22 protein-coding genes and 1 pseudogene are annotated in these 19,241 nt (G+C 57.7%); 5 read left to right on the plus strand and 18 right to left on the minus strand.

Features of this window, described 5'->3' with window-relative positions; translation table 11 throughout:
* Positions 1–48: 48 nt before the first annotated feature.
* Genes catA through JUI81_RS28640 form a run of 3 tightly spaced genes read right to left on the minus strand, consistent with a single transcriptional unit; the run spans position 49 to position 2,479 of the window.
* Complete coding sequence (gene catA / locus JUI81_RS28630; protein WP_018927994.1) at positions 49–978, minus strand: catechol 1,2-dioxygenase; 930 nt, start codon at positions 976–978, stop codon at positions 49–51.
* Positions 979–1,029: 51 nt separating this feature from the next.
* Positions 1,030–1,320 (minus strand): muconolactone Delta-isomerase, encoded by a 291-nt coding sequence (gene catC / locus JUI81_RS28635; RefSeq protein ID WP_028941006.1) that lies wholly within the window; start codon positions 1,318–1,320, stop codon positions 1,030–1,032.
* Positions 1,321–1,330: 10 nt separating this feature from the next.
* Positions 1,331–2,479 (minus strand): muconate cycloisomerase family protein, encoded by a 1,149-nt coding sequence (locus JUI81_RS28640; RefSeq protein WP_028941007.1) that lies wholly within the window; start codon positions 2,477–2,479, stop codon positions 1,331–1,333.
* Between the two features lie 129 nt (positions 2,480–2,608).
* Here JUI81_RS28640 and JUI81_RS28645 point away from each other — a divergent pair, with 129 nt between their 5' ends.
* Entirely contained in the window at positions 2,609–3,496 is an 888-nt protein-coding gene (locus JUI81_RS28645; RefSeq protein WP_019582794.1) for a LysR family transcriptional regulator, read from the plus strand.
* Between the two features lie 158 nt (positions 3,497–3,654).
* Here JUI81_RS28645 and JUI81_RS28650 read toward each other — a convergent pair whose 3' ends face one another.
* From JUI81_RS28650 to JUI81_RS28670, 5 genes are all read right to left on the minus strand, one after another.
* On the minus strand, positions 3,655–3,906 hold the full coding sequence (locus JUI81_RS28650; protein ID WP_086945508.1) for a DUF1652 domain-containing protein: 252 nt from the start codon (positions 3,904–3,906) through the stop codon (positions 3,655–3,657).
* Between the two features lie 276 nt (positions 3,907–4,182).
* Positions 4,183–5,082 (minus strand): polysaccharide deacetylase family protein, encoded by a 900-nt coding sequence (locus JUI81_RS28655; protein WP_204125495.1) that lies wholly within the window; start codon positions 5,080–5,082, stop codon positions 4,183–4,185.
* 219 nt (positions 5,083–5,301) lie between these two features.
* Positions 5,302–5,460, minus strand: a complete 159-nt coding sequence (locus tag JUI81_RS28660; RefSeq protein ID WP_019582797.1) for a hypothetical protein — start codon at positions 5,458–5,460, stop codon at positions 5,302–5,304.
* Positions 5,461–5,521: 61 nt separating this feature from the next.
* Positions 5,522–5,833, minus strand: a complete 312-nt coding sequence (locus JUI81_RS28665) for an AzlD domain-containing protein (protein WP_162830927.1) — start codon at positions 5,831–5,833, stop codon at positions 5,522–5,524.
* Positions 5,833–6,531 (minus strand): AzlC family ABC transporter permease, encoded by a 699-nt coding sequence (locus JUI81_RS28670; RefSeq protein ID WP_018928001.1) that lies wholly within the window; start codon positions 6,529–6,531, stop codon positions 5,833–5,835. The genes JUI81_RS28665 and JUI81_RS28670 overlap by 1 nt, the downstream gene beginning before the upstream one ends.
* Before the next feature lie 379 nt (positions 6,532–6,910).
* On the opposite strand from JUI81_RS28670, the gene dapA reads away from it, so the two are divergent.
* Complete coding sequence (gene dapA, locus JUI81_RS28675; RefSeq protein ID WP_204125496.1) at positions 6,911–7,786, plus strand: 4-hydroxy-tetrahydrodipicolinate synthase; 876 nt, start codon at positions 6,911–6,913, stop codon at positions 7,784–7,786.
* A 60-nt stretch (positions 7,787–7,846) separates the two neighbouring features.
* The gene (locus tag JUI81_RS28680) at positions 7,847–8,242 is read left to right on the plus strand and encodes a DUF2784 domain-containing protein (protein WP_204125497.1); all 396 of its coding nucleotides are present in this window, start codon (positions 7,847–7,849) and stop codon (positions 8,240–8,242) included.
* Between the two features lie 2 nt (positions 8,243–8,244).
* On the opposite strand, the gene JUI81_RS28685 is transcribed toward JUI81_RS28680, so the two are convergent.
* From JUI81_RS28685 to JUI81_RS28700, 4 genes and pseudogenes are all read right to left on the minus strand, one after another.
* On the minus strand, positions 8,245–9,822 hold the full coding sequence (locus tag JUI81_RS28685) for a sensor domain-containing diguanylate cyclase (protein WP_204125498.1): 1,578 nt from the start codon (positions 9,820–9,822) through the stop codon (positions 8,245–8,247).
* Positions 9,823–9,987: 165 nt separating this feature from the next.
* Positions 9,988–10,083 (minus strand): annotated as a pseudogene (locus tag JUI81_RS28690) (histidine/lysine/arginine/ornithine ABC transporter ATP-binding protein); the annotation flags it as partial.
* 135 nt (positions 10,084–10,218) lie between these two features.
* Positions 10,219–10,998, minus strand: coding sequence for an ABC transporter substrate-binding protein (locus tag JUI81_RS28695; RefSeq protein WP_374707279.1), 780 nt, complete (start codon positions 10,996–10,998; stop codon positions 10,219–10,221).
* Between the two features lie 90 nt (positions 10,999–11,088).
* Positions 11,089–12,258, minus strand: coding sequence for a M20 aminoacylase family protein (locus tag JUI81_RS28700; protein ID WP_028941014.1), 1,170 nt, complete (start codon positions 12,256–12,258; stop codon positions 11,089–11,091).
* A gap of 84 nt (positions 12,259–12,342) precedes the next feature.
* Here JUI81_RS28700 and JUI81_RS28705 point away from each other — a divergent pair, with 84 nt between their 5' ends.
* Positions 12,343–13,332, plus strand: a complete 990-nt coding sequence (locus tag JUI81_RS28705; RefSeq protein ID WP_196808882.1) for a LysR family transcriptional regulator — start codon at positions 12,343–12,345, stop codon at positions 13,330–13,332.
* Between the two features lie 6 nt (positions 13,333–13,338).
* Here JUI81_RS28705 and JUI81_RS28710 read toward each other — a convergent pair whose 3' ends face one another.
* A complete protein-coding gene (locus JUI81_RS28710) occupies positions 13,339–13,866 on the minus strand; it encodes a DUF3087 domain-containing protein (RefSeq protein ID WP_019582805.1) in 528 nt (175 codons plus the stop codon).
* A gap of 228 nt (positions 13,867–14,094) precedes the next feature.
* Between JUI81_RS28710 and ppnN the strand changes: the two genes are divergently transcribed.
* Positions 14,095–15,468, plus strand: coding sequence for a nucleotide 5'-monophosphate nucleosidase PpnN (ppnN, locus tag JUI81_RS28715; protein WP_018928007.1), 1,374 nt, complete (start codon positions 14,095–14,097; stop codon positions 15,466–15,468).
* A 270-nt stretch (positions 15,469–15,738) separates the two neighbouring features.
* On the opposite strand, the gene JUI81_RS28720 is transcribed toward ppnN, so the two are convergent.
* The 5 genes from JUI81_RS28720 to JUI81_RS28740 form a co-directional block, all read right to left on the minus strand.
* On the minus strand, positions 15,739–16,098 hold the full coding sequence (locus JUI81_RS28720; RefSeq protein WP_019582806.1) for a DUF6124 family protein: 360 nt from the start codon (positions 16,096–16,098) through the stop codon (positions 15,739–15,741).
* A gap of 611 nt (positions 16,099–16,709) precedes the next feature.
* A complete protein-coding gene (gene comJ, locus JUI81_RS28725; RefSeq protein WP_019582807.1) occupies positions 16,710–17,183 on the minus strand; it encodes a competence protein ComJ in 474 nt (157 codons plus the stop codon).
* A gap of 367 nt (positions 17,184–17,550) precedes the next feature.
* Positions 17,551–18,015, minus strand: coding sequence for a hypothetical protein (locus JUI81_RS28730; RefSeq protein ID WP_019582808.1), 465 nt, complete (start codon positions 18,013–18,015; stop codon positions 17,551–17,553).
* A gap of 152 nt (positions 18,016–18,167) precedes the next feature.
* Positions 18,168–18,350, minus strand: a complete 183-nt coding sequence (locus tag JUI81_RS28735) for a hypothetical protein (RefSeq protein ID WP_019582809.1) — start codon at positions 18,348–18,350, stop codon at positions 18,168–18,170.
* Positions 18,351–18,498: 148 nt separating this feature from the next.
* Positions 18,499–18,735: a hypothetical protein gene (locus tag JUI81_RS28740; protein ID WP_019582810.1), complete on the minus strand. Its 237-nt coding sequence runs from the start codon at positions 18,733–18,735 to the stop codon at positions 18,499–18,501.
* Positions 18,736–19,241 lie beyond the last annotated feature (506 nt).

Consider the following 19,241-nt stretch of genomic DNA (forward strand, 5'->3'; position numbering starts at 1 on the left):
AGATAAACGGTCGGTTATCTCATGGCCCGGTTCGGCTGGTCGAGGGTATCAGTCCTCGAGTGCGCGGACCCGTTCGTGGCGTTGCTGCTCCTCAGGCTGGGCGGACGACTGCAGGGTGAAGTCGAAATCGATTTCAGCAAAGCGACCGCTGACGCCATGGGCCGCCGCACGCTGCGGATCGTCGCTGAAGGTGATCTTGGCGATCAGTTCGTCACGGGTGGCGTAGGCGAAATCGTCATGCAGGTACTGATCGCCATCGAGGTTGATCTGGGTGGTCAGGTGACGATGATCCGGTGCCGAAATGAAGAAGTGAATGTGCGCCGGCCGCTGGCCATGACGGCCCAGTTGATTGAGCAGTTGCTGGGTCGGACCATCCGGCGGGCAGCCGTAGCCCGACGGCACGATGCTACGGAAGCGATAACGGCCCTCGGCATCGGTGACGATCCGGCGACGCAGGTTGAACTCGGACTGGGTGGTGTCGAAGTACGAATAGGTGCCGCCGGTGTTGGCGTGCCAGACATCCACCACCGCTCCGGCCAGCGGTTCGCCGGCGGTGTTGAACACCCGGCCCTGCATGAACAGAGTCACACCCGGATCGACGCCGTCATCGAGACGCGCTTCGCCTTGCGACAGCGGCGCACCCGCCACATACAGCGGCCCCTCGATGGTCCGCGGGGTACCGCCGGATTTGCCGGCCTGCTCGTCTTCGGCATCCATCAACAGGTCGAGGTAATGCTCAAGACCGAGCCCGGCAACCAACAGACCGGCCTCCTGCCGCGCGCCCAGCACGTTGAGGTAATTGACAGCTTTCCAGAATTCTTCCGGGGTCACGGCCAGGTCTTCGATGATGTTCACCGAATCACGCAGGATGCGGTAAACCAGCGCTTTGACCCGCGGATCGCCGGCTTCATTGAGCAGGCCGCTGGCTTCTTCGAGAAACTTCTGGACACTGGCGGTGTGGGAAATCTTGACGTTCATGGTGGATCCTCATCTTGTAATTATTAGCGTAGCGAACTGAACAGGCTGGGTTCAGCGGTCATCCTCGCGAATGGAAGAAGGATGCCGACACAGCGCGTTGACCTCGATCGCCATGTACGGGTACAGCGGCAATTGCATCAGCAGGTCGTGCAGTTCCTGAACGCTGTCGACATCGAACACGCTGTAATTGGCATAGAGCCCGGCGATGCGCCACAGATGACGCCACTTGCCTTGCGCTTGCAGGCGCTGGGCCAGGGCTTTCTCGTCGGCCTTGAGCTGAGCGGCGCGCTCCGGGTTCATGTCGACCGGTAAATTCACGGTCATTTTTACGTGAAACAGCATGATGCCCTCCTCAGGCTTGATGAACGACAGTGGAACTTTTGTCCCGACGGAAAAACGCCAGGCGTTCTTCATCCAGAACCAGGCCCAGCCCCGGTGTTGACGGGACGTGCAGTTGGAAATCGCGGTAGACCAATGGCTCGCTGAGGATGTCTTCGGTCAGCAGCAGCGGGCCGAACAATTCGGTATCCCAGCTCAATGTATTCAGGGTGACGAAGGCATGGGCCGAGGCCAGCGTGCCGATACCGCCTTCGAGCATGGTGCCACCGTACAGGCCGATACCGGCCGCCTCGGCAATCGCGGCGGTTCGCAGCACGGCGCGCGGGCCGCCGTTCTTGGCGATTTTCAGAGCGAACACCGAAGCGGCGCCTTCCCGTGCCAGATTGAAGGCATCTTCCACGCATTCGATGGATTCATCGGCCATGATCGGCGCCGGGCTCATGGCATTCAGGCGCACCATGCCGGCGCGGTTATTGCGCGAGATAGGTTGTTCGATCAGGTCGATGCCGTTGGTGCCGAGGATCCGGCAGGCCCGCAGAGCGACTGCTTCGTCCCAAGCCTGATTGACATCGACCCGCACGCTGGCGCGATCGCCCAAGGCCTTTTTGATCGCAATAACGTGAGCCAGGTCGCGGTTGACCTCGCCGGCGCCGATTTTCAGCTTGAAGATCCGGTGGCGGCGCAGGTCGAGCATTTTTTCCGCTTCGGCAATGTCCTTGGCGGTGTCGCCGCTGGCCAGGGTCCAGGCCACCGGCAATGCATCGCGAACCCGTCCACCCAACAGTTCGCTGACCGGCAGGCCAAGGCGCTTGCCCTGGGCGTCGAGCAAGGCGCTTTCGATACCCGATTTGGCGAAGGTGTTGCCACGAATGCTGCGCTCCAGGCGCAACATCACGGCATTCACATTGCCGCTGTCCTGGCTGATCAGCAGTGGCGCGAAGTGTTTGTCGATGTTGGTCTTGATGCTGTCCGGGCTTTCGTTGCCGTAGGCCAGGCCGCCAATGGTGGTCGACTCACCGATACCCTCAACGCCATCGGCACAGCGCACCCGAATGATCACCAGAGTCTGGTTCTGCATGGTGTGCATCGCCAGTTTGTGTGGGCGAATGGTCGGCAGATCGACGATGATCGTCTCGATCGATTCAATGGCTGTTGCAAGCATGTCGCGATACCCGTCAGGTTCTTAAAGTTCTGGAACCGATTCTGGTACGGCTTTTTTCGGGAAGCCAATATAGAATTGGTCTGACTCGATACCTTAAAGGTATTTAACAGATCGACGTCCGGAGGCCCCATGGAACTGCGTCACCTGCGATATTTTCAGGTGCTGGCTCAAACCCTCAACTTCACCCGCGCCGCCGAACTGCTGCACATCGCCCAACCGCCGCTGAGCCGGCAGATCCAGCAGCTGGAAGACGAACTCGGGGTGTTGCTGCTGGAACGCGGCCGACCGCTGAAGCTGACCGACGCCGGGCGGTTTTTCCATGAACACTCCACCGCCCTGCTCGAACAACTGGGCAAGGTGTGCGACAACACGCGGCGGATCGGCCTGGGCGAAAAGACCTGGCTGGGCATTGGCTTTGCGCCCTCGACCCTCTATGGCGTGCTGCCGGAACTGATTCGCCGGTTGCGCAGCGGCGAGCCTCTGGCGCTGGAGTTGGGGCTCTCGGAAATGACCACGTTGCAACAGGTGCAGGCGCTCAAGGCCGGGCGCATCGATGTCGGCTTCGGGCGCATCCGCATCGACGACCCGGCCATTCTGCAGACCGTGCTCACCGAAGATCGACTGGTCGCCGCCCTGCCCGCCGGCCATCCGCTCCTCGCCAGGCCCATCAGCCTTCGGGAACTGGCCAAGGAACCCTTTGTGCTCTATCCCGGCAATCCGCGCCCGAGTTACGCCGACCACGTGATCGCATTGTTCGAAGCCAGTGGCGTGCACATCAAGGTGGCGCAATGGACCAACGAGCTGCAAACGGCGATTGGTCTGGTGGGGGCGGGAATCGGGGTGACGCTGGTACCGGCCTCGGTGCAGTTGCTGCACCGCGACGACATTGGCTTCACTCCGGTGCTGGAAGACAACGCGATCTCGCCGATCATTCTCAGCAGGCGCGTGGGCGATGTGTCGCCGGGGTTGAATCATTGCTTGCGGATGATCGATGAACTGCTGCCGCGCGACAGTTGAGCCGTAAATGCAATCCGTAGCAGCTGTCGAGCCCCAGCGAGGCTGCGTAGCGGTCGTGAATCCGGCTAATGCGGTCTGCCTGATGTATCGCGATCTCCGATTTTACGACTGCTACGCAGCCGAACGCAGCCTTCGGCAGCTGCTACAAGAAGTCGCGGTTAGGCCACGACACCGGCGAACGCTCGGCGACCTGCACGCATTTCTGTGCGAAGTTCGCCAATCAGGTTGGAAATATCGCGAACACTGATCAGTTTGTCGGGGGATACGCCGGTGATCAACAACTCAATCCGTCCGGTGCTCTGATCGAAAACCTTGATCCGCAAGGTTTCATTCTGGTTCACGGTGCATTCGCAGGAGAGCGGCTTGAAACCGGACTCGACAATCTGGCAAAGCTGCTCAATTGAAACCATGACAGACGCCCCTCCATGGACGGTTTTCCGATTGGATCCACTGAGATTAGTTCAGCTTGCGCAATGCGCCAGTGAGCTTCGTAGGAGCTGGCGAGACTGCGTTCGCCGTAGCAGCTGTCGAGCTTGCGAGGCTGCGTTCGGCTGCGCAGCAGTCGTCAAACCAGAACTTGCGGTGCATCAGGCAAACCCCGCCAGCCGGATTCACGACTGCTGCGCAGCCGAACGCAGCCTCGCAGGCTCGACAGCTGCTACACAGTCAATCACCCCCGACGTCGTTCAGTGAGCATCCCCATCCCATATCCAATTCCAGATCCCTGGCAAACGAACAGGCTCGGAACTCTGCTTGACGGTGCGCGCCATGGCCGCCCGCTGTAGCGCTGTCGTGTCGTCGTAAAACGGTTTCTGCGCCGTGACCAGACCGGTGGCGTTGGCACTGTCGAGGAGGATTTGCAGGTATTCGCGGGCATGCCGGGCGGTGTAGCGGTTGAGGTCGTGAAAGGTCACCACCACCGGAATCACCCCGTCCACCGTCGGCAACTGGCCAAGGGCGATGCGCTCGCGCACTTCGGACAGCTGCCGCAGCATATTGGCCCGCCGCCGAGGGCTGGCATTGAAGCCCCAGATCTTGCCGTCATTGGCGCTCAGGTCGGTCAGCAGTACGTGCATGCCATGCTGTTGGTAGGCGGCGAAGGTGCGTTTGTCGTAGTTCCAGAACGGCGGACGCACCAGGTTCGGTGGAGTGCCAGTGATCGCGGCGATGTCTGCGCTGCCGTTGGTCAGCGATTGCTCCAGTTGTTCCGGCTCCAGGGAGCGATGGTTGGTGTGGTGGGGAGTGGCCGTGTGGAAGCCCAGCAGATGCCCTTCGGCCTGCTCGCGCCGCATGAGCTGGCGGCCCACGTCACTGCCGCCGGCGCCCGAGGCTCGGGTCTGCACGAAGAACACGGCTTTGATGTCCGGTTGCAGCGGATTGTGCGCCAGGCTGTCGAGTACAGTGGCGGTCGGGTTGTAAAAACCGGACGCGCTGGGCCCGTCGTCGAAGGTCAGCAGAAAGCGGATCGGCGCCTGCGCTTGCAGACGCTGTTGCGTCTGCGGCGTCATTTCAATGGGCGCGGCGATGCAGCCAAACAGGCCGACAGCGATGGCGAATACGGATAGAACCTTGATCAACTGCTTCATGTTTTGCCTTGGGCCAGACCTTGCGACCGTCACGTTTAATGGCAAAAGCCCCTCGCCCATTTATCCTTCGACCGGCCCGCCAATCGCTGCGAGCCGAGGTTGGATAAGGGTACACAGTGTTTGGTTCCAGCGCCTGCTCCCCGGGTGATTGCATTTCAAACTACAAAAACTAAAAAGCCCCGCCATCAATTGGCGGGGCTTTGGGGATGTGCAAACCGATCAGGGCTTCAGCGGGCGTTCCTGGTCGCGGTCCGACAGCTCTTTACCGTCGTCGGGGTGCTTCCAGTCCGGCATCGAACGCTTCTGCCGCTCGATTTCTTCCTCCGTCGGTTCATCGGTCTCATCATCCAGGTCCGGATGCTTTGGTTCAGTGGCCATGCCCACCTCCCGTCCTCAAGGGATCATCCGTTAAGCGTAGAACAGTTTCGCGCCGGACGACTCAGAGCCACCAGCGCAGCAAAAAGAAAAAGCCCATGCTCAACAACATGCTGAGCAGAGTATTGCGGGTGTAAAGCACCAGGCCCACGGCCACCAGCGAACTGATCAGGTAGGGGTTGTCCCACTGCAGGTTCAACTGTTTGTCGGGCATGAACACAATCGGCCCGCAGATCGCGGTGAGCATGCCCGGCACCGCGAAACCGAGGAACTGCCGGGCATTGCTGCTCAGGCGTACCGGCAACCGAGGCTCAAGAAATACGTAGCGGTTCAGGAATACCAGCAGGCCCATCCCGATAATCACAGCCCAGACCATCATGTGCGCCCCACGTAGAGTTTGTTGCAGATAAAGCCCGCCGTCATGCCCGCCAACCCCGACAGCACCAGCGCCGAACCCCATTGCCAATAGCTGAACAGTACCGAACAGAACAGCGAGACCGCCACGCAGACCACCGTCGGAACGTTGCGCACCACCGGCGTGATCAAGGCGATAAACGTCGCGGCGATGGAGAAATCCAGCCCCAGGTGTTCGAGGCCCGGAATGCTGCTGCCCAGCACAATGCCCGCCAGGGTGAAGAGGTTCCATGCGATGTAAAACGTCAGGCCCACGCCGAGGGCGTACCAGCGGTTGAACTGCTGTTTGTCGTGCTGGCTGGTCAGGGCGAACAACTCGTCGGTGAGCAAAAAACCCAGCCCGATACGCCAGCGGCCCGGCAACGGGGAAATCACCGAACGCATGCTCATCCCGTACAACAAATGCTGGGAGGTCAGCAGCAACGTGGTCAACAGAATCGAAAAGACCCCGGCACCGCCCTTGAGCATGCCGATGGCGACCAATTGCGCCGCGCCGGCAAACACGATGCTCGACAGCCCCTGGCCTTGCAGGGGCGTGAGGTTGGCCTCGATGGCCATGGAGCCGGCCAGCAATCCCCAGGGCGCGGTCGCCAGGGACAACGGCATGATGGCCGCGGCGCCACGAAGGAATGCAGTACGCGGCATGAATGAGTTGGACATAACGCTCTACAACCAGGGAAAGACGTCAGACTGTGCCAGCAGTCATGGCCGATGGCTTGAACAATCTTGCGCACTTGCAACGACTTCACGATTGACAAATACCCCGTCGGCTTTTAAAACTGGGCGCCTCATTCAGGGTGTAAGCAACCATGTCCGCAACCTTCAACCTCAACACTGTCGTCATTGGCTTGATTGCCAAGGCGCAAGGTTGCGTTGCGCACGCCCCTAAATCGAAGAAACAGTCGCTCATGTGACCGGGGCGCGCTGTCCCGTCAGATGAGCTGACAGGACATTGAGCGCGACGGACACCCCTCCTCCTGCTGACTTCCTTCTACGCTTCTGACGGTGACGAAATCGGTCAACCTTCAGGAGAAAGTGCATGTCATCGTTTCAAGGTATCTGGGTTCCCATCGTTACGCCGTTTCACAATGGTGCGATCGACTTCGCCGGATTGCGGCGGCTGGTCAGTCGTCTGCTGGAAAAAGGCGTCGATGGCATAGTGGTCTGCGGCACCACCGGGGAAGCCGCGGCGCTGGGCAAACACGAGCAACTGGCGGTGCTCGATGCGGTGCTGGAACAGGCTCCACCAGAACGTGTGGTCATGGGCCTGGCCGGCAACAACCTCACCGAGTTGCTGCAATTTCAAAGCGAAATCCTGAAGCGTCCCCTGGCGGGCTTGCTGGTGCCGCCGCCGTACTACATCCGCCCTTCCCAGGCCGGCCTCGAAGCCTTTTTCAAGACCGTCGCCGATGCGTCCAGCGCCCCGATTATTCTCTACGACATCCCCTATCGCACCGGCATAGCCTTCGAGCAGGCGACCCTGCTCCGGATCGTCACCCACGAGCGGATCGTCGCGATCAAGGACTGCGGCGGCAACCCGGCCAACACCTTCGCGCTGCTCTCCAGCGGCAACGTCGACGTGCTGTGCGGCGAAGATAATCAGATCTTCGGCGCGCTATGCCTGGGTGCCAAAGGCGCGATTGCCGCCTCAGCCCATGTTCATCCCGAACTGTTCGTGACGCTGTATCAACAGATTCGCGACAACCGCTTAGCGGCCGGCCGAACGACCTTCTTCCAGTTGCTGCCGCTGATCCACAGCCTGTTCATCGAGCCCAATCCCGCCCCGGTGAAAACTGCCCTGGCCCTTGAAGGATTGATCCGCGACGAGCTGCGAGCGCCAATGCAACGCAGCAGTGAAAGCACGACGGTGCGTTTGAAAGAAGTACTGGCAGCGCTTGAAGGCGGCAATCGATAGAGCACGGGCGTCCAGCCCGAGTACCATGGAGCGATTCACATAACGCGTCAGGGAATCGACATGTTTTACCGAATCGCCGCCGACGGGCTGGTGCTGTCTCACTTGCTGTTCATTCTGTTCGTGCTGTTCGGCGGACTGCTGGTGCTCAAATGGCGCCACCTGATCTGGTGGCACCTGCCCGCCGCCGCATGGGGAGTGATCGTGGAAGTCTTCCACCTGGCGTGCCCACTCACCGAATGGGAAAACCGCATGCGCCACGCGGCCGGGCAAACCGGTTACGGCGGCGGCTTCATCGAACATTACGTGTGGCCGATTATTTACCCGGCCGGGCTGACGCCCACGATTCAACTGGCACTGGGCAGCGTGGTGTTGGCGCTCAACATGCTGATCTATGTGCGGCTGTTCCGGCAATGGAAGCATCCGACCCGTTCAGGCAGTAATCACCGGTCCGGTTGAACTCAGTTGGCGATAACACTCATGTTCCGGCCACTGGCCTTGGCCACATACAGCGCCTTGTCCGCGGCGCCGACAATGTCGTCGGGCTGGGCTTGCGAGGCTGGGTCGTAGGCGCAGACACCCACGCTGACTGTGACCACGCCTTCCACGCCCCCAACGTGTTCGATGTCGGCCTGCTGAACCGCACGGCGGATGTTTTCCGCTACCAGAAACGCCCCCACGTAGTCGGTACCGGGCAGCACCACCGTAAACTCCTCACCACCGAAGCGAGCCGCGAGATCGCCGGGGCGCTTGATGTTTTCGGTGATGATCGTGCTGATTTTGCGCAAACACTCATCGCCCGCCAAATGACCGTAGTGATCATTGAAGCTCTTGAAGTGGTCGACATCGATCATCAACAGCGCAAGATGGGTCTGGCTACGCCTGGCACGGCCCATTTCCGCGAGAATGAACAGGTCGAATTGACGCCGGTTGGAAAGCCCGGTCAGTGCATCCTCCAGTGCCAGCAACTCCAGGCTGCGGTTGACCTCGATGAGTTTGTCCTGAGTCTCCAACAGATTGTTCTGAATGTGATTCTGCTGCTTCATGAGGCGGATCAGGCGATAACCGAGAGCCCCCAGAAACCCCAGCAGCAACAGGACGATGCCCGCACTGAATATTGACTCCTGCCGCCAACTGGCCAGGACTTCATCCTTGTCGAGCCCGGCGAAGACGACAAGCGGATACCCCTCGACCCGTCGAAACCCCACGACCCGCACCACCCCGTCGACAAAGGACCTGACCGTTGCCGTACCGGAATCGCCCTTGGGCAACAGCTGGGTAAACAGCGGCCCTTTGGCAACACTGGTGCCTATATCGGCTTCGTTGAACGGGCGCCGAACGACGATGGTGGCGTCATCGGAGATCAGGTTGATCACGCCGTTATTGCCCATGTCGATGCTGTTGTACAAATCCAGGAAATGCTTGAGGTAGATCGAAGCCACCACCACGCCGGCAAACCGGCCATCAGGGTGATTGATCCGGCGTGACACGGTCATGATCCACTCACCGGTCGAGCGACTTTTTATCGACGGACCGATATGAGGGCCGCGGTCGGGATGATCACGGTGGTAGATGAAATATTCACGGTCGGAATTATTGGCATTGGGCGGTATGACGTTAATGGCGTTGGCGAGCCAGCGTCCTTCTTCATCGAACACGAACAGCCCATGGATCTGTACCAACTCACTGCGCTGAGCCTGGAGCAAACGTTGCAGTCGGGGAAGTTTTTCCGGTTGCATGCCATCGATTTCGAGGCGGTCCACCAGGGAGAACAGTAGCGTGTCGGCTTGCTTGATCGATGCGTGCGCCTGCGATGCCAGGGTTTGCGCCAGGTTGGACATTGCCACTTCGCTGTCACGCAGATGGTACTGACGCGAGTTCCAGCTTTCCCCGATCACAATGGCCATCAAGGACAGGCACACCGCAATCAGCAGAGAAACCGCGTATCGAACCTTGAGCGTTGTCTCAACCGGCTCGGGCACCCAAGGCGTGGCGAACCGGGTGTGTTCAATACGATCTTTTACGGACGGATGCCCCATGACGCTCCCTGAATCCCTTATGACATGGCGAATTTTCCCGTTCGCCCTTTTAGCGCCAGCCAGCCGTGACCGGCGCTCAAACCTTTACAACCCGATACGATAGGTGATTTGCACGAAAAGGCTCATCGAAATCATCCGCCGGATCAGCGAGGATGATAGCACCCGTTACTTAAGGCTTCCCGCCAGAAACTGCTTCAACCGCTCGCTCCGAGGCTGCTCCAGCACACGGCTCGGTGCTCCCTGTTCCTCCACCCGTCCCTTGGCGGCCAGGGTGCCCAGCAGGATTTTCGGGCCAAAGCCTTCCAGAAGCATTTCGCTCTCCGTGTTTTTATTAATGAAGAGGATGGTCAAACTGAGCGGCCCGGACGGCCGCCCTGTTTCAGGTATCGAGAGGCGTCATTTCGCGCCGTAGACGTCGAAATCGAAGTACTTTTTGTTGATCCGTTCGTAAGTGCCGTTGGCCAGAATCGTCGCCAGCGCTTTGTTCAAGTCTTCGCGCAGCTCGACATCACTCTTGCGCAAGCCGATGCCATCACCGACGCCGAAAAAACCGGGGTCATCCAGGGTGGCACCCGCAAATTCATAGTCCTTGCCCCGCGCAGTGTTCAGAAACCCGTAACTGGCCTGGATCGCGCCCTGCAGCGAGGCATCGAGTCGCCCCACTACCAGGTCGGCGTACACCTGGTCCTGATTCTGATAGGAGAGAATATCTACGCCCTTCGAACCCCAGACAGCTTTGGCATAAGCCTCCTGGGTCGACCCCTGCTCCACGCCAATACGCTTGCCCTTGAGCGACTCCAGGGAGGGCAGCAAGCCCGATCCACGCCTGACCACCAAACGCGCCGGCGCATTGGACACCTTGTCGGTAAACGCAATCTGCTCCAGGCGCTTGGGCGTAATGGTCATCGACGAAGCCACCGCGTCGAACTTGCGCGCCAGCAGGGCCGGGATCATGCCGTCCCAGCTGCTTTCAACCCAGACGCAGCGAGCATGCAACTCGGCGCAAAGCGCCTCGGCGATGTCGACCCCGAAGCCGGTCAGCGTGCCATCCTGGTTCTTGTATTCCAGCGGTGGGTAGGTCGGGTCGACGCCCAGCCTCAACACTTTGCCGGACCAGTCGGCCGCTCCGGCCAGGCCGGATGCCGTGAACAACACCAGTGATACAGCCGCGATCATTTTATTCATTGTTATTTTTCCTCTAGGGGCTCGCCGAGCCAGGTTACCGACAGCTTTTTGTACAGCCGCAGCGCTTGAAAACTCCGCCGCTCAACGCAGAAAACCCTCGACCAGCTTCACCCAATAACTCGCCCCGATCGGCAGACAGGCATCATTGAAGTCATAGCCGGGGTTGTGCAGCAGACAGCCGTTGTCGCCCTGGCCATTGCCGATCACCAGATAGCTGCCCGGGCACTTTTCCAGGATGAAAGCGAAGTCCTCACTGGCTGTGAAGGGGCGCAGATCGTCAATCATTTGTCCTTCGCCCAGCCAGTCCTGCGCGACCTGACGGGCGAACGCTGTCTGCTCGGGATCATTGATCAACACCGGATGACAATGCTGATAGTCGATATGGGCCTGTGCGCCGAAACTGGCGGCCTGGCCCTCGACCAGCTCGGTAATTCTGAGCTCGAGTAGCCGGCGAACTTCAGGGGTCAACGCTCGCACGCTCAGACTCATTTCGGCGAACACGGGAATGACATTCGAAGCGCTTCCGGCATGTATGGAACCCACCGTGATAATTGCCATGTCCTGCGGGTTGACGTTGCGCGACACAATGCTTTGCAAGGCGATTACGATCGAGGCGCACACCACCACCGGATCGATGGCCTTGTGCGGCACCGCGCCGTGGCCGCCGTGGCCGATGATTTTGATCGTCACCGTATCGGCAGACGCCATGAACGGGCCGCTGTAAAACCCCAGATGCCCGACGGGATAACCCGGTACGTTGTGCATGGCAAACACCGCATCACACGGGAACCGTTCGAGCAGGCCGTCTTCAAGCATTTTCCTGGCACCGCCCAGCCCTTCTTCGGCCGGCTGGAAAATCAGATGCAATGTGCCGTTGAACGCCCGGGTTTGTGCCAGGTATCGAGCGGCCGCCAACAGGGTTGCGGTATGCCCATCGTGGCCGCAGGCATGCATCACACCGTCAATCCGGCTGGCATACGGCAGGCCGGTGGTTTCCTGAATCGGCAGTGCATCCATGTCGGCGCGCAAGCCAACGGAGCGCCCCTCACCGTTTTTCAGCGTCGCGACAACCCCGGTCCGGCCCACACCGGTGCTGACCTCAAACCCCCACTGCGTCAAACACTGAGCAACCCGCTCACTGGTGGCGAATTCCTCGAAGCCCAACTCGGGGTGCGCGTGAATGCTGTGCCGCAAAGCGATCATTTCATCCTGGATCGCTGCAATACCAGGCAAGACAGGGCCGGCGTTCATTGTTGTATTCCCTCGATAGGTCTGGGCGGCTGTTGGGGTCGATCTTAGGGAACGGAATCCGGGCTGGGGAGACGCAGTTTGGTTATGATGACAACCATTGGTTGTCGTCACGGTGAGCATATGAAACTGCATCAACTACAAGCACTGATCGCCAGCGCCGAAACCGGCAGCATCCGCGCGGCCGCTCGCTCGCTGGATATGTCCCAGGCCGCGGTAACCAAAGCACTTCGCGAACTGGAAACCAGCCAGCAGTTGCCGCTGTTCACCCGAACGCCCAACGGTCTGAACTTCACGGAGTACGGCAAAGTGCTGCTGACTCACGCCCGGCTCGTGATCAAGCAACTCGAACATGCGCAGACAGAGCTTGATCACCTGCGAGGCAAGGCTCAGGGGCGGCTCTGTGTCGGGATCACGCCATGGATTGCCTTGACCTTCTTGCCCGAAGTGGTGCTGGCCTTTCGGGAGCGAATGCCGGAAATCCGGCTGGAACTGTTCGAAAGCCTGATGGCCGTGGCCCAACCGCTGCTGCGCGATGGCAGCATGGATTTTGCGATCGGCCAGCTTCACCCGGCACAATCAACCCAGGAATTTGCCTGCGAAACCCTGCTCGATTACCAAACGTCGGTGTTGGTCCGCCAGGGCCATGCACAACAGAATGCTCGATCGATCCATGAGCTGCTGGAGCAGAACTGGACCTTGAACTATGCACCGGACGGTCACGATGGGCTGATGCAGGAGTTGTTCTGGAAACACGGAGCACAAATTGATGAGAGCCGAATCGTCCGCGCCCATTCACTGGCGATCCTGCAGATGATGGTCGAGCGGGCCGACATGTGCACCTGGGGGCCCTCCATCGTGAGTATCGCCCCGCCCTTTCTCGGCCGAGTGGTTTCCCTGGGACTGACCGAACAATTCGAACCCAGGCAGTTGAGCATCGTGACACGCCGCAACGGCGCGCTGAGCAATCCGGCACTGTGCTTCACCGATTGCCTGTTACAGGTCATTCGGCGTCACGCCCGCTCGGCCAAAAAGGAAGACCGACAACTCTTTGAAACGCTGCACCTGCGGGTTTGAGAAGGATCAGGCGCGCGTCTGTTTCAATGCCTCAAGCCAGGCCGGATTCAATTGCGTCTGCTCAGTATCGATGCCCAGTGCTTGCATCCGCGCCGCGTGTTGATCCATCTCGCGGGCCAGCTGACTATGGTCGCTGGAGTTGCCGTCCAACTGGTGCATCTGGCTCAGCCCCAAGTGATAAAAGCGCAGCAGTTTCATGGCGGCAGGGTCGCCCTGCTCCACCGCCGCCGTCACCTGGTGCATGACGTTGGTGACGCTCATCAGGCTGCGCTTGAGCTGCCAACCATAGACCGCTGGCGCCATCCACTCCTGGCTCCAGAACTTGCCGCGCATCAGCGCCACCGTCAGCAACAACGCGGCAAACACACCGCCCACGTTGAACCGCAGATTATCGCCGCCGGGTTCACCGAACAACGTCACCGCCGCCGTCGACAGCACCATCGCCAGCGCCAGGAACATCAGGGCGATGATCACCGTGCTGCGCCGCGTCTGGCGTCGATAGGTTTCGGCATTCATTGGCTGGATTTCGAACATCGCGACGGGGTTCCTTGCATCGATGGTAAAAGGCGCTGTGACAAAAAGACTGCGAGGCATTATCGCCTCCCCGAAGGATTTAGCTATGCTGGAGCTCCTTTTCATCTTTTCATCGTCAAACGGGAGCATGGCGATACAGCGCAGTTCGTGCCATCTTCATCATGGATACACACTATTCGGATGCCATGCGCCGTTGCTGGCGGGTGACATCGTTTTAAGGATCTTTGAATGACCCAACGACATGTAATCAACGCCTCGGTCAGCCCTAAAGGCAGCCTGGAAACGCTCTCCCAGCGTGAAGTACAGCAACTGAGCGAAGCTTCATCCGGCATCACCTACACCCTCTTCCGCCAGTGCGCCCTGGCCATCCTCAATACCGGCGCCCACGTTGATAACGCCAAGACCATTCTGGAAGCCTACAAAGACTTCGAAATCCGCATTCACCAGCAAGACCGTGGCGTACGCCTGGAACTGCTGAACGCCCCCGCCGACGCTTTCGTCGATGGCGAAATGATCGCCAGCACCCGTGAAATGCTCTTTAGCGCCCTGCGCGACATCGTCTACACAGAAAACGAACTCGACGCCTTGAGCATCGACCTGAGCACCTCCCAGGGCATCAGCGACTACGTCTTCCACCTGCTGCGCAACGCCCGCACCCTGCGCCCCGGCGTCGAGCCGAAAATCGTGGTGTGCTGGGGCGGCCACTCGATCAACACCGAAGAATACAAATACACCAAGAAAGTCGGCCACGAACTCGGCCTGCGCAGCCTGGACATCTGCACCGGTTGTGGCCCTGGCGTGATGAAAGGCCCGATGAAAGGCGCGACCATCGCCCATGCCAAGCAACGCATCCACGGCGGTCGCTACCTCGGTTTGACTGAACCTGGGATCATCGCCGCCGAGGCGCCGAACCCGATCGTCAACGAACTGGTGATCCTGCCGGACATCGAGAAACGCCTGGAAGCGTTCGTGCGGGTTGGCCACGGCATCATCATTTTCCCCGGCGGCGCGGGCACGGCCGAAGAGTTCTTGTACCTGCTCGGCATCCTGATGCACCCGGACAACCAGGACCTGCCGTTCCCGGTGGTCCTTACCGGGCCGAAAAGCGCCGCACCGTATCTGGAGCAACTGCACGCCTTCGTCGGCGCAACCCTCGGTGAAGAAGCGCAGCAGCACTACGAGATCATCATCGACGACCCGGCCGAAGTAGCGCGGCAGATGACTCAGGGCCTCAAAGCGGTCAAACAGTTCCGCCGTGAGCGCAACGACGCGTTCCATTTCAACTGGCTGCTGAAGATCGACGAAGGCTTCCAGCGCCCGTTCGACCCGACCCACGCCAACATGGCCAACCTGCAACTGAGCCGCAACCTGCCGCCCCACGAACTGGCCGCCAACCTGCGCCGCGCGTTCTCCGGCATCGTCGCCGGCAACGTCAAGGACAAGGGCATCCGCCTGATCGAAGAACACGGGCCGTACCAGATTCGCGGTGATGCCGAGGTCTTGCAGCCGCTGGACCACTTGCTCAAAGCCTTCGTTGCCCAGCACCGGATGAAACTGCCAGGCGGCGCGGCGTATGTGCCGTGTTACCAAGTAGTGGCTTGATACGCAAAACCCTGTGGAAGCGGGCGTGAGTTGCCGTTTAAACCACCGGAAACAAGAAACCCCGCGTGATGCGGGGTTTCTTGCATTTAAGGGGCTCAGTCAGGAACCCATTGTGGCGAGGGGGCTTGCCCCCGTTGGGTTGCGAAGCGACCCCAAAACCTGCAACTGCATGTTTTCAGATACACCGCATATACCGGTTTTGCGACGGCTGCGCCGCCGAACGGGGGCAAGCCCCCTCGCCACAACAAGCCCCTTTGCCACAGATTCTGGCTAGCCCTGCGGATCGAGGTTATCCAGCACCCGGTTCACCGCCAACTCCCCAAGCATGACCACCGATTGAATCCCCAGCATCACATTGCGATGTGGCATGTCCATCAGTCCGGCGAACTCACTGAGCATCATGCTCGCTGACGCCAGGGATTCGCAGGCGTTAACCAACAGGGTTTCGTTATCGACCTTCTCACCCACATGGTAAATGGTGCTGGGTTTGCGCTTGGTGGCTTTGGGGATGGGTGGTTTGAGGTAGTGGTCGAGGGCGCGGTCGGCGGCTTCGTGGAGTTTTTTGGAATCGAGGGATTCGTAGGGGGATGTTGGATCGGTTTCTGGTGGATTCGGTGTTGGTTTGAACATGTGAAGCTCCTTGATGAGTGAAGCTACCGCCGTTCGCGGTCAAACGAACAAGGTGGCAGCTGTACGCGGGTTGACCGACCGGACATCAAGGAATCCGGCACACCGAAGTGTCCCACGCACAGCCACCGCGACACGATATTTCAGGCAATGCCTGAAAAGGTCTTGGACGCTGGCGCGCCTTGATTTGTTCGGACGGTCAAATCCGATCGCTGATTGGTCAGCGACCCGGAAACGATAGAACCCGGCCTCAAGGCGCACAAGCCGGCGGATTCTGGCGTAGTCGTAGGCAGCGGCGCAAGGCTGTGTAGCCTGAGTGAGTATCTGGAAGTGTCGTTTAAACAATGCTTGTTTAGCGGTCTGATACCCAGCCTTGTGATGGCTGTACCGGCCTCATCGCGGGCAAGCCCGCTCCCACAGGTGTCTGCTTTGACCAAAGGATTTGTGAACGACAGCGATCACTGTGGGAGCAGAAAACAAAGGAAAACAAAGGGGACAGATTTATTTTCTGACCACTACGCGCGAAGCAAACATCTGGCCGGCGTCCCCTTTCCCACGTTTTTGCTCACCCATCAAAAAAGAATCGTGGTCTACCCCCTATGTCCCATCAAGTCTCATGACGCGGGCGTAGCGTTAATATCAAAATCACCTTGCTCATTTATTTCCGCATCCGCCTTCAATATCTCAAAGTCACAACGACCTTTATTCAATCGAATTTTTATCTCATATAGCCCATTTGCATGAGGACTAACGAACTCAACCTGAAGAGCGTAATCTCCGTCGACCAACTCCAAAGACAAAACATCCGAGATACTACCGACTTCAATATTGCGATTATTTACCGTGAATGGCACTTTGAAAGCCCGCACCACATCTGCACTCAGCTTTGGCACTTCCTCATTAATAAAGAGATCAATCTTATGATCACCCTCATCAACCAACGCTCTAAAAGAAGCACTACCTACTCTCCAAGAAAATCCTTGCGTATAGCTTCGATCGCTCCAATCGTTATACGGCTGATCAAGCGAGCTTAGGAATACGCAAAATTGTGAGTACGATAAATATACATTCACTTCAAACTTAGCCATCAGTCCACCACCTTAATCCTGACTTTCTCTCCATCAGACAACCCGCGACATGCACTCCCTATGCATGCACCAGCCCCATATTATCCTTCGGACTTATAGGTCTAACACTCGCTCCCGCCCCACCTTCCTTAAACATAAGCATTAGGGGACAGACCACGCTTTTGCTTACCATCAAAAAAATCGTGGTCTGTCCCCTATTCCCACGTATTCCCACGAATTCCGACACCTGATTTTATAGTAAACTCAACTTTATACAAACTCCAGAAACAAAGGGAGAAACAAAGGGGACAGATTTATTTTCTGACCACTACGCCCGAAGCAAACAAATAAACCCGCCCCCTTTTCCCGCCCTAGAACACTAAAACACTCACACTACACCAGATCTCATCAAAGCAACTTTCCACAACCCACCAAAACCATCAAACTCTAAACTTAAATCATAACCATTGTAGCTATATTTCACCCAAGGACTTATATAACCAATTAGCGGATCCTTTTTCCCTTCCACTCTCTTCGTTGCCGGGCCTAGCTCATCCGAAATTCTTCTATCGGTCCATTTTTGTGCCGACTGGCTAAGTATTTCACCCCTGTAAGCGGAATAACCCTCATGCTTTTGCACAAAAAAATGAACATGATTCAACTTCTCAGCGCGAAAGCCAAACTCCAATCCTAGCTTCATAAATTTATAGAATCGAGTCTTCCCTAAGGGATCGTTATAAGCATCTGGAGCTTCCAAAATAATTGGAGTCTCCGAAAACCTACTGAAAAACTGACGAACACACTCACTTTCACTCTTGCCGAGAGCATCGATAAATTCAGCCCACGTCACCATTAGTCAATTACTCCAATCTAGAAACAAGGTGAGAGATTTATTTTCTGACCACTACGCCCGAAGCAAACAAACAAATCCGTCCCCTTTCCCGTCTGTCCCCTTTCCCGAAAACTACAACTCAATAAAACCAAAAGCCTGACGAAACTCTTGCTCTATAGTAGGGCTGCATCTAACTTCTCCAGCGCCTCATCTACCGACAAAGGCATATCGTAAGGCTTCATCCCGCGACGAACAGCTATGCCATACAGTGCATACTCCTCATCATCACTATGTTCCCAATAAGGTACGCTTCCGATGATTTGGTAGATTTTAAAAATCTCACCATCAAACTCCATGAGATCATACAAAAAATATGGCGCGCGGATTTCAACAAACTGCGCCCCACCATTAAGCGTAAAGTTCTGCTCGTTAAATGGAGTACGATCAGGGGTTAAGCCTTTTGCACCAACTAACTAGGGCACCGACCAGATCAAAATATTGCCACTACCCCTCGATTGACCTCTTCGCCAAAATCATTGACTCCAAGAAACCAGCCAGCGGAATCTTTAGAACTGAGTTATTCAAGTCAGCAAACACCTCAAGCTCTAACTTATCCACTCCTTGGTCCTGATTAATTTGAGCCACCGACTCTCCCTTATATTGAATTTCAATAGTCAACTTCTCATAGCGACTATCGCTGAATCCCAAAATCTCAAAGTCAGGATTGCTGTCAAGTTTCATAGCTGCACCTTCGGATCTAAGAAGCCAGAGAATGTGCCATCACTGTTGAACCGTAGCCCTCTACCATCCGGCGCTCTCACCTCTAGCCCACCCCGACTAAAATTTTTATAGGTTGCGTCAGGATGTTTGAGAATTTCATTAACAATTCCTTGAGCGGTAGCGTTTTGCTTTTCAATCCCACCTGAAAGCTTAGGGAATGTTCCGGTTGAGCGCTGCCCAGATGCATGTTTTGTCAGGGCTCTAGCGGACTCTGTCAGACCCTCCTTATTAAAAGCATTAGGGGACAGACCACGCTTTTGCTTACCATCAAAAAAATCGTGGTCTGTCCCCTATTCCCCTTCCGTGGCAAACGATGCGCCACGAGTAGTGCCTTCAGTTCGAGCAGGTACTTCCTGTGTGTAATAACGAATTCGCCCATCAGGGAGTGTCCTCGTGACAGCGGCTGTCTGTTGTGCTTTCTGCAACCCTGAAAGCTTTGCCCTTAAAGCAGCTTGAGCATTAACATT

Origin of the sequence: Pseudomonas sp. 008 (genome assembly GCF_016861935.1) — a bacterium.
Taxonomy (GTDB): Bacteria; Pseudomonadota; Gammaproteobacteria; order Pseudomonadales; family Pseudomonadaceae; genus Aquipseudomonas.

Excerpts from the sequence above, each read along its gene's own strand:
- JUI81_RS28680 (WP_204125497.1), top strand. The coding sequence starts at position 7,847 with ATGTTTTACCGAATCGCCGCCGACGGGCTGGTGCTGTCTCACTTGCTG.
- comJ (WP_019582807.1), bottom strand. The coding sequence starts at position 17,183 with ATGGCTAAGTTTGAAGTGAATGTATATTTATCGTACTCACAATTTTGC.
- JUI81_RS28700 (WP_028941014.1), bottom strand. The coding sequence starts at position 12,258 with ATGAACGCCGGCCCTGTCTTGCCTGGTATTGCAGCGATCCAGGATGAA.
- JUI81_RS28655 (WP_204125495.1), bottom strand. The coding sequence starts at position 5,082 with ATGAAGCAGTTGATCAAGGTTCTATCCGTATTCGCCATCGCTGTCGGC.
- JUI81_RS28735 (WP_019582809.1), bottom strand. The coding sequence starts at position 18,350 with ATGGAGTTTGATGGTGAGATTTTTAAAATCTACCAAATCATCGGAAGC.
- catA (WP_018927994.1), bottom strand. The coding sequence starts at position 978 with ATGAACGTCAAGATTTCCCACACCGCCAGTGTCCAGAAGTTTCTCGAA.
- JUI81_RS28645 (WP_019582794.1), top strand. The coding sequence starts at position 2,609 with ATGGAACTGCGTCACCTGCGATATTTTCAGGTGCTGGCTCAAACCCTC.
- JUI81_RS28730 (WP_019582808.1), bottom strand. The coding sequence starts at position 18,015 with ATGGTGACGTGGGCTGAATTTATCGATGCTCTCGGCAAGAGTGAAAGT.
- JUI81_RS28695 (WP_374707279.1), bottom strand. The coding sequence starts at position 10,998 with ATGATCGCGGCTGTATCACTGGTGTTGTTCACGGCATCCGGCCTGGCC.
- JUI81_RS28670 (WP_018928001.1), bottom strand. The coding sequence starts at position 6,531 with ATGTCCAACTCATTCATGCCGCGTACTGCATTCCTTCGTGGCGCCGCG.
- JUI81_RS28710 (WP_019582805.1), bottom strand. The coding sequence starts at position 13,866 with ATGTTCGAAATCCAGCCAATGAATGCCGAAACCTATCGACGCCAGACG.
- JUI81_RS28720 (WP_019582806.1), bottom strand. The coding sequence starts at position 16,098 with ATGTTCAAACCAACACCGAATCCACCAGAAACCGATCCAACATCCCCC.
- JUI81_RS28685 (WP_204125498.1), bottom strand. The coding sequence starts at position 9,822 with ATGGGGCATCCGTCCGTAAAAGATCGTATTGAACACACCCGGTTCGCC.
- JUI81_RS28640 (WP_028941007.1), bottom strand. The coding sequence starts at position 2,479 with ATGCTTGCAACAGCCATTGAATCGATCGAGACGATCATCGTCGATCTG.
- JUI81_RS28660 (WP_019582797.1), bottom strand. The coding sequence starts at position 5,460 with ATGGCCACTGAACCAAAGCATCCGGACCTGGATGATGAGACCGATGAA.
- catC (WP_028941006.1), bottom strand. The coding sequence starts at position 1,320 with ATGCTGTTTCACGTAAAAATGACCGTGAATTTACCGGTCGACATGAAC.
- JUI81_RS28665 (WP_162830927.1), bottom strand. The coding sequence starts at position 5,833 with ATGGTCTGGGCTGTGATTATCGGGATGGGCCTGCTGGTATTCCTGAAC.
- JUI81_RS28650 (WP_086945508.1), bottom strand. The coding sequence starts at position 3,906 with ATGGTTTCAATTGAGCAGCTTTGCCAGATTGTCGAGTCCGGTTTCAAG.
- JUI81_RS28705 (WP_196808882.1), top strand. The coding sequence starts at position 12,343 with ATGATGACAACCATTGGTTGTCGTCACGGTGAGCATATGAAACTGCAT.
- JUI81_RS28740 (WP_019582810.1), bottom strand. The coding sequence starts at position 18,735 with ATGAAACTTGACAGCAATCCTGACTTTGAGATTTTGGGATTCAGCGAT.
- dapA (WP_204125496.1), top strand. The coding sequence starts at position 6,911 with ATGTCATCGTTTCAAGGTATCTGGGTTCCCATCGTTACGCCGTTTCAC.
- ppnN (WP_018928007.1), top strand. The coding sequence starts at position 14,095 with ATGACCCAACGACATGTAATCAACGCCTCGGTCAGCCCTAAAGGCAGC.